General features: G+C 25.5%; 14 protein-coding genes. 11 read left to right on the top strand and 3 right to left on the bottom strand.

The genetic code is table 11. The annotated features are described in order from the left end of the window. The first annotated feature begins 361 nt into the window (after positions 1–361). Genes rfbA through ATR_RS02550 form a run of 6 tightly spaced genes read left to right on the top strand, consistent with a single transcriptional unit; the run spans position 362 to position 6,389 of the window. Positions 362–1,237 (top strand): glucose-1-phosphate thymidylyltransferase RfbA, encoded by an 876-nt coding sequence (gene rfbA, locus ATR_RS02525; protein WP_115427928.1) that lies wholly within the window; start codon positions 362–364, stop codon positions 1,235–1,237. Further along, positions 1,230–2,267 carry a dTDP-glucose 4,6-dehydratase gene (rfbB, locus tag ATR_RS02530; protein WP_115427929.1) on the top strand — a complete coding sequence of 346 codons (1,038 nt, stop codon included), beginning with the start codon at positions 1,230–1,232 and terminating at the stop codon, positions 2,265–2,267. Before rfbA ends, rfbB begins: the two co-directional genes overlap by 8 nt. Further along, positions 2,268–3,332 (top strand): DegT/DnrJ/EryC1/StrS family aminotransferase, encoded by a 1,065-nt coding sequence (locus tag ATR_RS02535; RefSeq protein WP_115427930.1) that lies wholly within the window; start codon positions 2,268–2,270, stop codon positions 3,330–3,332. A gap of 15 nt (positions 3,333–3,347) precedes the next feature. Continuing rightward, positions 3,348–4,664, top strand: a complete 1,317-nt coding sequence (locus tag ATR_RS02540) for a CDP-glycerol glycerophosphotransferase family protein (protein WP_128997246.1) — start codon at positions 3,348–3,350, stop codon at positions 4,662–4,664. Continuing rightward, positions 4,661–5,059 carry a glycerol-3-phosphate cytidylyltransferase gene (gene tagD / locus ATR_RS02545; protein WP_115427932.1) on the top strand — a complete coding sequence of 133 codons (399 nt, stop codon included), beginning with the start codon at positions 4,661–4,663 and terminating at the stop codon, positions 5,057–5,059. The genes ATR_RS02540 and tagD overlap by 4 nt, the downstream gene beginning before the upstream one ends. Next, the gene (locus tag ATR_RS02550; RefSeq protein WP_115427933.1) at positions 5,046–6,389 is read left to right on the top strand and encodes an O-antigen ligase family protein; all 1,344 of its coding nucleotides are present in this window, start codon (positions 5,046–5,048) and stop codon (positions 6,387–6,389) included. The genes tagD and ATR_RS02550 overlap by 14 nt, the downstream gene beginning before the upstream one ends. 13 nt (positions 6,390–6,402) lie before the next feature. Here ATR_RS02550 and ATR_RS02555 read toward each other — a convergent pair whose 3' ends face one another. Genes ATR_RS02555 through ATR_RS02565 form a run of 3 tightly spaced genes read right to left on the bottom strand, consistent with a single transcriptional unit; the run spans position 6,403 to position 10,101 of the window. Then, positions 6,403–7,455: a glycosyltransferase family 4 protein gene (locus ATR_RS02555; protein WP_115427934.1), complete on the bottom strand. Its 1,053-nt coding sequence runs from the start codon at positions 7,453–7,455 to the stop codon at positions 6,403–6,405. 1 nt (position 7,456) lies between these two features. Next, positions 7,457–8,461, bottom strand: a complete 1,005-nt coding sequence (locus ATR_RS02560; RefSeq protein ID WP_115427935.1) for a glycosyltransferase family 2 protein — start codon at positions 8,459–8,461, stop codon at positions 7,457–7,459. Beyond that, on the bottom strand, positions 8,461–10,101 hold the full coding sequence (locus ATR_RS02565) for a phosphoethanolamine transferase (protein ID WP_115427936.1): 1,641 nt from the start codon (positions 10,099–10,101) through the stop codon (positions 8,461–8,463). Before ATR_RS02565 ends, ATR_RS02560 begins: the two co-directional genes overlap by 1 nt. A gap of 103 nt (positions 10,102–10,204) precedes the next feature. Between ATR_RS02565 and ATR_RS02570 the strand changes: the two genes are divergently transcribed. Genes ATR_RS02570 through ATR_RS02590 form a run of 5 tightly spaced genes read left to right on the top strand, consistent with a single transcriptional unit; the run spans position 10,205 to position 13,900 of the window. Then, positions 10,205–10,945, top strand: coding sequence for a hypothetical protein (locus ATR_RS02570; RefSeq protein ID WP_228254245.1), 741 nt, complete (start codon positions 10,205–10,207; stop codon positions 10,943–10,945). Next, the gene (locus tag ATR_RS02575) at positions 10,935–11,660 is read left to right on the top strand and encodes a polysaccharide deacetylase family protein (RefSeq protein WP_228254246.1); all 726 of its coding nucleotides are present in this window, start codon (positions 10,935–10,937) and stop codon (positions 11,658–11,660) included. The genes ATR_RS02570 and ATR_RS02575 overlap by 11 nt, the downstream gene beginning before the upstream one ends. Continuing rightward, positions 11,657–12,406 carry a glycosyltransferase family 2 protein gene (locus tag ATR_RS02580; protein ID WP_115427937.1) on the top strand — a complete coding sequence of 250 codons (750 nt, stop codon included), beginning with the start codon at positions 11,657–11,659 and terminating at the stop codon, positions 12,404–12,406. The genes ATR_RS02575 and ATR_RS02580 overlap by 4 nt, the downstream gene beginning before the upstream one ends. Next, complete coding sequence (locus ATR_RS02585; RefSeq protein ID WP_115427938.1) at positions 12,403–13,326, top strand: glycosyltransferase family 9 protein; 924 nt, start codon at positions 12,403–12,405, stop codon at positions 13,324–13,326. The genes ATR_RS02580 and ATR_RS02585 overlap by 4 nt, the downstream gene beginning before the upstream one ends. Beyond that, complete coding sequence (locus ATR_RS02590) at positions 13,319–13,900, top strand: YrbL family protein (protein ID WP_115427939.1); 582 nt, start codon at positions 13,319–13,321, stop codon at positions 13,898–13,900. The genes ATR_RS02585 and ATR_RS02590 overlap by 8 nt, the downstream gene beginning before the upstream one ends.

Genomic DNA, 13,900 nt, shown 5'->3' on the forward strand with positions numbered 1-13,900 from the left:
TAAAAAAAGTAAAAAATTCAATTAAACAAAAGAGAGTATAAAATTGTATAAGCTTTTGAGAAATAGGCTTTACAAGTTTCTTATTTACTAAAATATTATGATGTTATAGCTATTTTTGGGTAAAGGTTAAGTTCTTGAATTAATAAGAGATTATGTTGGAAATATATCTCAGACATTAAAATACTTAATAGCAGAAAAAGGAGAATCAAGTTGAATTTGTTTTGATAGATGGATTAGGAAAGAATAGCTGGTTTATATTTCCAACTATTTTCAAAGATTATTTATAAAAAAAGACAGTTATAATATGGAACAAGTTTTATAGAAAACATATAAAAGAATATGAGATAAAGGAAGTAGTTAAATGAAAGGAATAATATTAGCAGGAGGAAGTGGAACAAGACTTTATCCAGTAACAAGAAGTATAAGTAAACAACTACTTCCAATATATGATAAACCAATGATTTACTATCCATTATCTGTGTTAATGTTAGCAGGTATAAAAGAGATACTTATTATTTCAACACCAGAAGATTTACCAAGGTTTGAAGAGCTTTTGAAAGATGGGAGTGATTGGGGAATTAAGCTATCTTATAAAGTTCAACCGAGTCCAGATGGATTGGCTCAAGCATTTATCTTAGGAGAAGAGTTTATAGGAAATGACAGTGTTTGTTTGATTTTAGGAGACAATATTTTTTTTGGACATGGATTTTCTGATAGTTTAAAAGTGGCTTCAAAGCTAAAAGATGGTGCTTTAGTTTTTGGATATAGTGTAAAAGATCCAGAGAGATTTGGTGTAGTTGAGTTTGATAAAGAGTTCAAAGTTTTAAGTATAGAAGAGAAACCAAATAAACCAAAATCAAACTTTGCAGTTACTGGATTATACTTTTATGATAATGATGTAGTAGAAATAGCAAAAAATATAAAACCAAGCCAGAGAGGAGAACTTGAAATTACAAGTGTAAATCAAGAATACCTAAAAAGAGATAAACTAAAAGTAGAACTTCTTGGTCGTGGATTTGCATGGCTAGATACTGGTACTCATGATAGCTTAATTGAAGCTGGACAATTTGTACAGACAATAGAGCATAGACAAGGATACAAAATAGCTTGTTTAGAAGAAATTGCATATAGAAACGGTTGGATAAATAAAGAAAAAATTCTTGAAATCGCAAAACCATTAGCCAAAAATGGATATGGACAATATCTTTTTGAGCTTGTGAAGGAAACAGATGTTTAATAATAAGAATAAAACAATCCTTGTAACAGGATGTGCTGGATTTATAGGTAGTAACTTTGTACCATATTTTTTAGATAAATATAAAAACTATAATATCGTAAATATTGATTTACTTACATATGCAGGAGATTTAGAAAATCTTAAAGAGTGTGAGAATAATACAAATTATAAATTTATAAAGGGTGATATTTGTAATAGAGAACTTGTAGAGTTTATTTTTAATGAATATGATATACAAGGAGTAATTCACTTTGCAGCTGAATCTCATGTAGATAACTCTATTAAAAACCCAGGTGTATTTGTTCAAACAAATGTAAATGGAACATTTACTTTAATTGATGTAGCTTATAAATATTGGATGAGTAAACCATTTACTTATAAAGATAAATATAAAGATTGTAGATTTCATCATATAAGTACAGATGAAGTATATGGAACACTTTCAGATGACCCAAAAGATCTATTTACTGAAACAACTCCATATGCTCCAAATTCTCCATATTCAGCTTCAAAAGCATCAAGTGATATGATAGTAAGAAGCTACCAAGAGACTTATGGATTAAATACAGTTATTACAAATTGCTCAAATAATTATGGACCAAAACAACATGATGAAAAACTAATTCCTACAATAATAAGAAATGCTCTAAAACAAAATCCAATTCCAATATATGGTGATGGAAGAAATATAAGAGATTGGTTATATGTACTTGATCACTGTAAAGGTATAGATTTGGTTTACCATGAAGGTAAAGAGGCAAATGTATATAATATTGGTGGAAGAAATGAAAGAACAAACCTTCAAATAGTTGATAGAATTACAACAATTTTAGATAAAGAAGCTCCAATACGAAATTTTTCATATAAAAGTCTAATAACATTTATAGAAGATAGAGCTGGACATGATAGAAGATATGCAATAGACGCAACAAAACTAGAAAATGAACTAGGATGGAAAGCTGATGAGAATTTTGATACTGGTATAGTAAAAACTATTGAGTGGTATTTAAATAAATATGGGATTAAATAGATGATAAATGTAACAAAATCATATCTTCCAAGTATAGAAAGATATAAAAGCTATATTGATGATATATACAAAAATGGATGGCTAACAAATCAAGGACCACTAGTACAAGAACTTGAAACTAGACTAAAAGAGTATCTAGGAGTTAAAAATATTATTTTAGTATCGAATGGTACAATAGCTCTTGATATTGCCTATAAAGTACTTGAATTAAAAGGAGAGGTGATAACTACGCCATTTTCATTTGTAGCAACTACAAGTTCTCTTATGATAGGTGGATTAAAACCAATATTTGCAGATATAGATGAAAAAAGTTTTAATCTAAATCCAAATAATGTAGAAAGTTTAATTACAAAAGATACAAGCGCTATTTTGCCTGTGCATGTTTTTGGTAATTCATGTGAAGTTGAAAAAATAGAGCAAATAGCGAAAAAATACAAATTAAAGGTAATCTATGATGCAGCACATGCTTTTGATGTAAAATATAAAGAAAAATCTGTTTTAAACTATGGAGATATTTCAACTATTAGTTTTCATGCTACAAAACTTTTTCATACTATCGAAGGTGGAGCAATAATCACGAATGATGATGAACTGGCATCTAAGATAAGATATTTTATAAATTTTGGTATAAAAAATGCTCAAGAAATACCATATGTTGGTACAAATGCTAAAATGAATGAGTTTGAAGCTGCAATGGGGCTTTGTGTTTTAGATGATATAGAAGAGATAAAAGAAACAAGAAAAATTGTAATAGAAACTTATAGAAAAGGGTTAAAGAACTTAGTAGAGTTTCAAGAACAAAATAAGAATGCTACAGAAAATTATAGCTATATGCCGGTTGTTTTTAAAAGTGAAGATGAACTCTTAAAGGTACAAAAAGCCTTAAATGAAAAAGAGATATATCCTAGAAGATATTTTTATCCATCATTAGATACTTTGGATTATATAGAGCCAAAGCAAGAGTGTAAAATATCAAGAGATATAAGCAAAAGAATACTTTGTTTGCCACTTTTTGTTGGTTTAGAAGAAGATAATATAAAAAAGATTTTAGAAATAATTAAATAATTGGGTAAAGTAAAAATGAAGAGTAATATATATCAATTACAAAAAAAATATATTAATAAAATATTAACAAAAGTGAAAAATAAAACTACCAAAAAGTGGGGGAAACAATTAATCTTTAAAAAAATGACTTTAAACCATAAAAAATTATTAGAAAGACTCAAAAATAAAGAAAAAATAAGAGTTGTTTTTTTAGTTCTATATAAAACTATGTGGAAAGTAGATACAATATTTAAAAAAATGCAAGATGATCCCCTCTTTGAACCAATTATTCTTGTTTGTCCAGATAAATCTTATGGAGAAGAACAAATGTTTAAAGATATGGATGAAACATTTCAATACTTCAAAGATTTAAAATACAACACATTCTATTCATACAAGAAAGAAGAAAACAGATGGCTTTTATTAGAAGAGCTAAACCCTGATATTATATTCTTTACAAGACCACATAATCTTACAAAAGAAGAGTATTATGAAAAAGCGTATTTAAATTATTTAACATGTTATGTCCCATATCACCATGAAGTAGGTGATTATGGAGATAATATTTCGCAATATAATCAGAATTTTCACAATGCTATGTGGAAGATATTTGTTTCTCATACTTGTTCTAAAAATACCTTTGAAAAGTATTCAGTTTGTAAAGGTAAAAATGTTTTGGACACAGGTTATCCAATGATGGAAGAACTATTAATTAAAAAAGAGGATAAAAACTACACAAATATTTGGAAACATAAAGATTATAGGATTAAAATAATTTTTGCTCCACATCATACTATTGATTCTGAAGAGTTGCCTTATTCAAACTTTCTAGATTATCATGAAAAGTTTAGAGAATTAGCTATAGAGTTAAAAGATAAGGTCATTTGGAGTTTTAAACCGCATCCTCTTTTAAGATTAAAATTAAATAATCACCAATATTGGGGTAAAGAAAAAACTGATGAGTATTTCTCTTTTTGGCAAGAATCTGAGTTTAGCCAGTTAGATGAAGGTGATTATGTAGATCTTTTCTTATCTTCTGATGCAATGATTCACGATAGTGGTTCATTTTTAGCTGAATATTTATATCTACAAAAACCTGTAATGTATATTAAAAGGGACAAAAATAATCATTTTAATCAATTTGGACAAGATATTCTAAAAGTAATTAATGTAGCAAAAAATTTTGATGATATTAGAAATTTTGTTTATAAGCTAATAGAAAATAAAGATAATTTAATAAATCCTAATCAAAACTCTTTTTTTAATACTAAAATAGGAATATATTTTAAAGATAAATACCCTTCAGATAGAATAATTGAAAATATAAAAAATAGTATAAAAGGTTTAAAATGAAAAGAGTAATAACATACGGAACATTTGATTTATTGCACTATGGGCATATTAATCTATTAAAAAGAGCAAAAGCAAATGGTGATTATTTGATAGTTGCTTTATCTACAGATGAGTTTAATAAAAAAGATAAAAATAAAATTTGTTACTTTGAATATGAAAAGAGAAAAGCTCTTTTAGAAGCTATCAGATATGTTGACTTAGTTATTCCGGAAGAAAACTGGAAACAAAAAGCTGAAGATATTAAGTTATATAAAATTGATACCTTTATTATGGGAGATGATTGGAAAGGAAAATTTGATTATTTAGGTGAATATTGTGAAGTAAAATATCTTGAGAGAACACCAGAAATTTCTACTACAAAGATAAAAGAAGAGCTAAAAAATGATAAAATATAGTATATTTAATGATAAATATAATTACATAAAAAATAATGCAACTTTATATGGAAATCATCTTTTAGTTGTTTATGCTTTTGTTTCCCCTATGTATAATAGATCCGTTAGTGCAGTTATATTTTTGCTTTTATTATTATTTATAATTAGAGGAGACTATAAAAAATATCTTTTAGAAGCTTTCTCAAATAAAATAATTCAAGCTTTAGTATTTTTTGTCTTAGTTAATTATATTTGGTTAATAGGCAGTGATGATGAAGAGATGGCAGATATTATTTTATCAAATATGAAATATTATTTATACCCCATATTAATTTTATCATTTGTTGATAAAAAATTTGCTTTTAGAATTATATACGCTTTTATTATAGGGATGCTTGTAAGCGAATTTATTTCATATATGATATATTTTGACATTTTTCCACATAAATTAGAACTATTTAGTAAAATAATCTATGAAATTCAAGAAATAGGCAATCCAACACCATTTTTAGATCATTATTTTTATAATACTCTATTATCTATTGTTGTCTCTATACTTTTGTACAATTTATTAGTAAATAAAAATAGTATATACATGAAGTTTATCTCAATATTTTTTATAACTACAGCATCTATAAATATTATCTTAATTGGTGGAAGGATTGGTTACGTAATCTATGCTATTTTAATTTTAAGCACTCTATTTTTTATATATAAAAAGAAATTTTTTTATATGGCTTTACCAATGGCTATAGTTTTGATTTCAAGTTTTTTCTATTTTTCTTACCAAAATGGTGGATTATTTAAGGATAGAATAGATCAAGCTTTTAATGATAAAGTAAAACTTATGCAAGAAAAACCAAATTATGATACTTCCATTGGTGCTAGAATTGGAATGTGGATTTATAGTATAGATGTGATAAAAGATAATTTCTTATTTGGTGTTGGAACAGGCGATTTTAAAGTTGAAATGCTAGAAAAAACACCTGAAGAACATAAATTTTTATCAAAATATCAACAACCACATAATGAATACATAAAACATTTTGTACAGTTTGGGATTATTGGCTTTATAGTTTTTCTCAATATTTTTTATCAAATATTTAGAACAAAAAATGATAATAAAGATATGGAGATATATCTGTATATCTTTGGTATAGCTTTGATGTTTATGATAACTACAAATCAACTATTAAAACCAATTTTATTAGTATTTATTTTATTATTATCGGTTGCCAGTGTTAAAACTGAGTTTTTAGAAGAAAAATATCTAAAGTTAGATAAAAAAATATTGTTTTTTTATATAATAGCTTCAATAATAGCTATTTTAATAGATATAGCTCAAAGATAGAGTATTTAATTCTTTAAACACTCTGTAAAATCTCTCTCATTTTCTCAAACTGTGTAGAGAGATCATACTCTTTATCTGCTTTTTCTTGTGCAGCAAGTGCAAGTTTACTTCTTAAGTTTTCATCTTCATATATGAGTTTTAGTTTTTTATATAAATCATCACTATCCATAGTTTTAAAATGAAGTCCAGTTTGCATATGTGTAATACTCTCAAGTGGTCCACCACTATCGCTTCCTAGTACACAAGTGCCACATCTCATAGCATCCATTATAGCCATACCAAAAGTCTCATTATCTGTTGCAAGTACAAAACAGTTGCTTATTTGTATATAGCTATTTGCTATTTTAGAAAATCCTGTAAAAATATCTTTTGTATATTTTTTTACTAAATTATCATAGTACTCTTTATTATTTGCAGGTCCTACTATTATTGCTTTGGCATTTATTCCATTTTCTCTTAATTTTTGAACAGCTTCCAGAACTATATGAGTACCTTTTGTAAACTCTACTCTAGCAACATTGCATACTAAAAACTCATCTCCTAAAGAGTGTTTATTTTTTAGTTCTATTTTAGTTTTTTCATCAATAATGTATGGTTTATCAACACCACTATACCAAGTGACGATATTTGGTCGTATATCAGCTGGTATAAACTTATGAAGTTGCTCACTAACTTTTGCAGATATTCCAACAATTGTAGAGATATTCTTATATAAAAACTTATGATAAAAATCATCTTTAAATCTAGTCATATGCATATTTCTAGTTTGTACTACTTTTGGTTTCTTCTTTGAAAATAGTTTTGCTAAAATAACCACTGGAATATCTTTTGTCCAGTTTATATGTACTACATCTATGTTATGTTCGTCTATAACTTTTGCTAGTTTAAAAAAACTGTATCTTTTCATCTCAAAAAATGGAATATTCTCTTCAATAAACATCTCTTTTAGTTTTGACTTCTTATTGATAACAGCTTTTAATCCTAGAGCTTTAGTTAAATCCTTCATATGCAGTTCTAAGCCACCAAAACTAGGAGAAAAGCAAACTTCTAAAATATTCTTTTTCATATTAACTCTTTTTATGTTTTTGTTCAAATTTTCTTGAAGCTTCTAATATTTCTAAATCATCAAATTTTATAAAAGCTCTCTCTTTTATATTTAACTCTTTTGCTTTTTTATACATTTTAAGCGAAGCTATAAAACCTCTAAAACCAATTATACTAAAGATACTTAAAAACAAAAACAGGTAGTGATTTAAAAGTAGTGAACTATTATGAAGGTTTTTCCATACAAAGTAGTTTCTATTTCTTTTGCTCAAAATCTTTGTTTTTGTACTTACTTTTGATGCGATTGTTCCACCCACTTTATGATAACCTGTAACATTAGGTGCATAAATACAAGATTTCCCTCTTTTAATTCCTCTATAAACTAAGTCACTCTCTTCAAGCAAATATGGATCCATAAACTCATCATAACCATTTAGCTCACTAAAATCTTCATATCTTATAAAAAAATATGCTCCTTGAGCTCCAAAACTAACAATATTTAACTCATCTTCTATATTAGTAAGTTCATCTTTATATATATTTTTTGTGAATCTAAAAAAACCTCTTTTAAAAGTAAGAAGTTTAACTCCATCTTGCTTCTGTTTTGTAAAATAGCTAATACCATTACAAGTTAAACAAAAAGGTTTTGTTTGAATGTATTTTATAGCATTTATAAAAAATGTTTCATCTAATAAAACATCATTGTCAATAAAAAGTATATAGTTTAAAGTATCATGATTCGTGGATAAAGAACTTATAGAAACACCGTAATTTCTGGCGCTTCCTGCCCCTTGTTTTGGATTTGTATCAAAGATTAAAAAAGCATATTTTTTTTGACACTCTTTTAGATACTCTAAAGTGTTGTCACTAGAGTTATCATTTATAACTATCATCTCTATATTATTGTATATTTTCTCATTCTCTAGAGTTGTTTTTATAATTTCTAAGTTTTTTATCAAAAAATCTCTTAAATGATTTTCTCCATTTAATGAAGGAATTACTATGCTTAAATTTATCTTTTTATCCATTATTTTCCTTTGTTACTATTTTCAACAATTTTATTATCTTCATTAAATGATATTGTTCTAAATCCACCAAGCCCACTTAAATCATTTCCACATACAAACATATCTTCTTTTAAGTTAAATATTTCATAAGCAGAACTATAACCTAAAAGCTTAGCTAAGATATTTGAAATTTGATAGTGAGAAATATAAGAAAAGTCACCAAAACTATTTTTTAGATCATTTGTACTATTTATACTATATATAAAAAAAGGAACTTTATAAATAGAGTTACTATCTAACATACCATGCCCTTGTCTAGCATTATCTCCAATATTTGTTGCATGATCTGATGTAAAAATTACATATGTTGGTTTTGATGTTTTTTGCTTTAATGTACTTATGATTTTTTCAAGTACACTATCTGTATAACTTACACTATTTATGTAATCTATTGTATTTTGTTCTAAATTATTAGTATTTTCTTTATTAAAGGGTCTATAATCTTTTGGAATATAGTCCAGAAATGGAGTATGTGAAGCTCTTTGATGAAGAGTAATAAAGCTAGGATGTGATAGATCAATATCATTTAGTCTATCTACTAAAGTCTCATCCAAAATAGAATCATCAATTTTATCCGATATAAAAGAGCCATCTTCTAATCTATCAAGATATTTTGTACATAGATAGTTTTTTATACTTTTCAATTCACTTGTAGCTTGTGAACTATAGAAATATGTATTAAAACCATTCTGTTTTGCCATTTTAAAAAGACAACTATTTGTTGATAATATTTGAGGTAAGCCATCTGGCTTTTTTATCATATTAAAAAAACTAGGTATTGCAATAGTAGTTAAAACTCCACTTCCTATACCATTTTTATAAATAAAATTTTTATCATCTCTTAAGCTTTTTAGAAATGGAGTTGTATTTAAAGGATAATCATATAATGACATATAGTCTCTTTGAAGAGATTCACCCATAATTATAACTATATTTATATCAGGGTTTTCAAATATTTTATTTGGTGTTTTTGTAATTTCTTGTTCTAATCCACTTCTTCCACTTATTTTTTTTGGTAACACATTTCCAAAAAGATTTGATAATGTAAGTATTGTATTTTTTAAAATATAGTATTCAAAATTTGGGTTACTATTTTTTTTATAATCATCTTTTAAATAGATTCTAAGTGGTAAAAATAGTACAGCTATAATTAAAAAAATAGATAGATATTTTACTTTATATCTATTATTATTAAATTTTTTAATAAAAAAGATTGATAATAATAGAATAATAAAAAATAAAATTGTAGGAAATATAGTGATACCTAAAACAGATTTAAAAGTAAGGAAAACTTCTTGAAACTCTATAAAAAACAGTATATATTCTAATGGAAATATCCAAGTCCCATAGTATGAAAAGTGGACCAATTGAAACCATATAAATAGTGAAAATATAAAATATATTACAAATATTGCTCTTTTATTTATAATTGAAATTACTAAAAGATGTATAATAAACTGTTCAATAAAACTTTTGAAAGTAAGATTAAATATTAATATATCATTATAGACTCTATAAAATTGTTCAATAGATATAAAAATTATAGTAAGAATAAGTGCTAAAAATATATTATTTTTAAATTTGCTAAAAAAAGTTTTCATATATTCCCTTTAAAATAAAGTTAATATTCTACTTTTTTAGTAGTTAAATATAAATTAAATAGTTTTTTAGATAAAATATATTATTTTTTAAAGGAAATATTTTTTGATAAAAGTAAAATTGATAACAGATGAAAAATTTAAAGAGTTTTTAGAAAATATAAAACAATTTTTCAAAGAAAATTTAAATACTATACACAAAGCTAGAAATGAGATAAAAGTAATAGAGTATGAAAATCAAAAGCTAGTTGTTAAATCTTTTAAAATACCACATTTTATAAATAAAATTGTATATACATTTTTTAAAAAATCAAAAGCGCAAAAAGCTTATGAATATGCATTAAAAATTAAAAGTTTTACACCAAAGCCTATAGGGTACATTGAGTTTTATAAATTTGGTTTACTAAATGATAGCTATTTTGTAAGTGAACATTTCGATTATGATTTTACTATTAGAGAACCACTTTTAGATATAAATTTTCCAAATAAAAATGAGATTTTAAGAGCTTTTGCAAAATTTACATTTGAATTACATGAAGAGGGAATTTTTCATTTTGATTATAGTCCTGGAAATATCTTAATAAAAAAAGATAATAATGATTTTATTTTTAAAATAGTTGATATAAATAGAATGAAATTTTTTGATTTGAAACTTGAAGATAGACTTAAGAACTTTTCAAAACTTTGGGCAAAAGATGAAGATTTGGAAGTTGTTATAAAAGAGTATGCAAAACTTTTAAAAAAAGATGAAAAAGAGTTAGTTTCTAAAGCTTTAACTCTTTCCAATAAACATAAAGCAAAAATAAATTTCAAAAAAAGATTAAAAGGAAAAAAAGTTGTTGATTAGTATTATGTACCATCATGTAAATAGTGATAGATGTTCAAATGATTTAGCAATTTTTGAAGAGCATCTAAAATATATAAAGGCTAATTTTAAAACTATTTTCCCAGGTGAAACAATTAGTAAAAAAAGCGTTTGTTTGACTTTTGATGATGCCTATGCAGATTTTTATTTTTTGATTTTTCCACTTTTAAAAAAATATAATTTAAAGGCTCTTTTGGCAATTCCATCAAAATATATTTTAGACGACACAGATGAGTTAGCAGAAAATAGAATGAATTTTGAACACAATGATCTGTTTCTTAACTATGAAAAAGCCACATTTTGTACCTATGAAGAGTTAAAGCAGATGAGAGATAGTGGCTTAGTTGTTTTTGGCTCACACTCTCATTCTCATATAAACTTACTTGAAGAAAATGTTAATTTAGATTTGGAATTAAGAGTTTCAAAAGAGATTTTAGAAGATAAATTAGATACAAAAATAGAGAGTTTTGTATTTCCTTTTGGAAAATACAATCAAAATATTTTAAAAGAAGCAAAGAGACATTATAAATACAATTTTAGAATTGGTAATGCAATGCATAAAGATTTTAATGGAATTAATGGAGCAATTTATAGAGTTGATGGAGATGAGTTGAAAACTCCTGATGAGATATTTAAAACTACAAAACTATTAAAATATAAATTTAAAGGTTTAGTAAAAAGATTGGGTAGAAAATGAATATAAGTACAGTTGTATTAGCAAAAAATAGTGAAAAAACGATAGAAAAAACTTTAAAAAGTTTAGTAGATTTTGATGATGTTATTGTTTACGATAATGGCTCAACAGATGAAACTATAAATATTGCAAAAAAATTTTCAAATGTAAATTTAATACAAGGTGAGTTTAAAGGTTTTGGGTGGACAAAAAACTGTGCTAGCTCTTTTGCCTTAAATGATTGGGTTTTAATAATTGATAGCGATGAAGTAGTTGATAGAGAGCTTTTAAATGAATTGAAAACAAAAAAATTAGATAAAAATATAGTTTATAGGTTAAATTTCAAAGCATTTTATAAAGATATTCAAGTAAAACATTGTGGATGGAATAACCAAAAGATAAAAAGACTATATAACAAAACCATTACAAAATATAACTCAAATGATGTTCATGAAGATATTATAACTGATGGTTTGAATATAGAAGAAATAAAAGGAAATGTTGAACATTATAGTTATCATACAATTTCAGAATTTATCATAAAGGCTGATAGATATTCAACACTTTTTGCTACAAATAATACAGGGAAAAAAGCTTCAAGCCCAACAAAAGCTTTTCTTAATAGTATCTACTCTTTTTTTAGAACATACATTATAAAACAAGGTTTTAGGGATGGTTATGTAGGACTTGTTATCGCATATTCTCATGCAGTTACAAATTTTTATAAATATATAAAATTATATGAATTAAACAAAGAGTTGAAAAAATGAATTTACTTATAACAAGACATGATAAAATAGGTGATTTTGTGGTTACTTTGCCACTTTTTAAGGCTATAAAAGAGCAGTACCCAACTACAAGAATTACAGCCTTAGTTTCAAAAATCAACTATAAGTTTGCAAAAGATATTGAGTTTATAGATGATGTTATTTTATATAATAAAAATGATTTAGATAGAACATTGCAAGATATAAAATCTAGAAATTTTGATGCAAGTATTAGTGCATATATTGATACAGAATTAGGAAAAATACTTTATAAAAGTGGAATTAAAAAAAGAGTTGCACCATCAACAAAACTGGCACAATTTTTTTTCAACAAGCGAATAAGACAAAGAAGAAGTAAAGCTTTAAAAACAGAGTGGCAATATAATCTTGATTTAGCAAGAGCAATTTTCCCAGAAATTAAGCTATCTTTTACAAAACCACTTTTAAATATTAAAGAGAAAAAAGAGAAAAGAGTTGTTTTTCATACGGGATTTGGTGGAAGTAGTGATGGAAATTTAAAAATTGATGATTACATAAATCTTGCTAGAAGTATAAAAAATAGCTCTTATGAGATAGCTTTCTCTTTTGGTCCAGATGATGAAAAAGCTAAAGAGTATATTGAGACAAATTTAGATTTTGAAGCATATATTTATGATTCAAAAGTTACTTTGATGGATTTTGCAAGATATATAGCAAGTAGCTCTTTGTTTGTAAGTACTTCAACAGGACCTATGCATCTTGCTGGTGCAACAAATACTATGACTCTATCTTTTTTTGGAGATAGTTTATTTGCAAGTAGTAAAAGATGGGCAACTGTTAGTGATGAAAGTTTACAAAATAATTTTATGATAAATAAGAACTATTCAAAAGATGAATATTTGAAAATTGAAAAAAGGTTAAAGGAAATAGTAGATTATGAATGAAAAAATTGTTTTGACTGAAGAGTTTCTTGTTGCAAGGGGAGGGGAAAGAGATTGTTATATTCACCCTTTAGATTCTACAAAAGTTATAAAGGTTTTATATATAAATAATAAAACAAATAGAAATCAGAATACTTTAGAATATAAATATTTTAAGTTTTTAGAAAAACAAAATGTACCATTATCTCATATTACAAAATGCTATGGATATATAGATACAGATTTGGGAGAGGGTTTGATTTTTGATAGAGTATATGATTATGATGGAAAAACTTCTATGACATTTTTAGATATTATTATAAAAAATAGACTTACAAAAGATGTACGCGATAAAATGGTAGAAGAGTTGAAAGAGTATCTTTTCAAATATAATATTTTATTTGTTGACATAGCATTATATAATGTATTATGTTGTGAATATGAAAAAGATAGATATAAATTAGTAATAATTGATGGTTTAGGAGGAAGAAGAGTTGGAATTAAATTCTTTTTATATCTAAATTCAAAAATATTTACAAAGTATAAAATAAGAAAAAGTTGGAAGAGATTTTTGGTAGGCTATAATAAGAAACGATAG

This window comes from Aliarcobacter trophiarum LMG 25534, from assembly GCF_003355515.1.
In the GTDB taxonomy this organism is placed as follows: Bacteria; Campylobacterota; Campylobacteria; order Campylobacterales; family Arcobacteraceae; genus Aliarcobacter; species Aliarcobacter trophiarum.

Coding starts and splice junctions, on each gene's coding strand:
- rfbA (WP_115427928.1), top strand. CDS start 362: ATGAAAGGAATAATATTAGCAGGAGGAAGTGGAACAAGACTTTATCCA.
- rfbB (WP_115427929.1), top strand. CDS start 1,230: ATGTTTAATAATAAGAATAAAACAATCCTTGTAACAGGATGTGCTGGA.
- ATR_RS02535 (WP_115427930.1), top strand. CDS start 2,268: ATGATAAATGTAACAAAATCATATCTTCCAAGTATAGAAAGATATAAA.
- ATR_RS02540 (WP_128997246.1), top strand. CDS start 3,348: ATGAAGAGTAATATATATCAATTACAAAAAAAATATATTAATAAAATA.
- tagD (WP_115427932.1), top strand. CDS start 4,661: ATGAAAAGAGTAATAACATACGGAACATTTGATTTATTGCACTATGGG.
- ATR_RS02550 (WP_115427933.1), top strand. CDS start 5,046: ATGATAAAATATAGTATATTTAATGATAAATATAATTACATAAAAAAT.
- ATR_RS02555 (WP_115427934.1), bottom strand. CDS start 7,455: ATGAAAAAGAATATTTTAGAAGTTTGCTTTTCTCCTAGTTTTGGTGGC.
- ATR_RS02560 (WP_115427935.1), bottom strand. CDS start 8,461: ATGGATAAAAAGATAAATTTAAGCATAGTAATTCCTTCATTAAATGGA.
- ATR_RS02565 (WP_115427936.1), bottom strand. CDS start 10,101: ATGAAAACTTTTTTTAGCAAATTTAAAAATAATATATTTTTAGCACTT.
- ATR_RS02580 (WP_115427937.1), top strand. CDS start 11,657: ATGAATATAAGTACAGTTGTATTAGCAAAAAATAGTGAAAAAACGATA.
- ATR_RS02585 (WP_115427938.1), top strand. CDS start 12,403: ATGAATTTACTTATAACAAGACATGATAAAATAGGTGATTTTGTGGTT.
- ATR_RS02590 (WP_115427939.1), top strand. CDS start 13,319: ATGAATGAAAAAATTGTTTTGACTGAAGAGTTTCTTGTTGCAAGGGGA.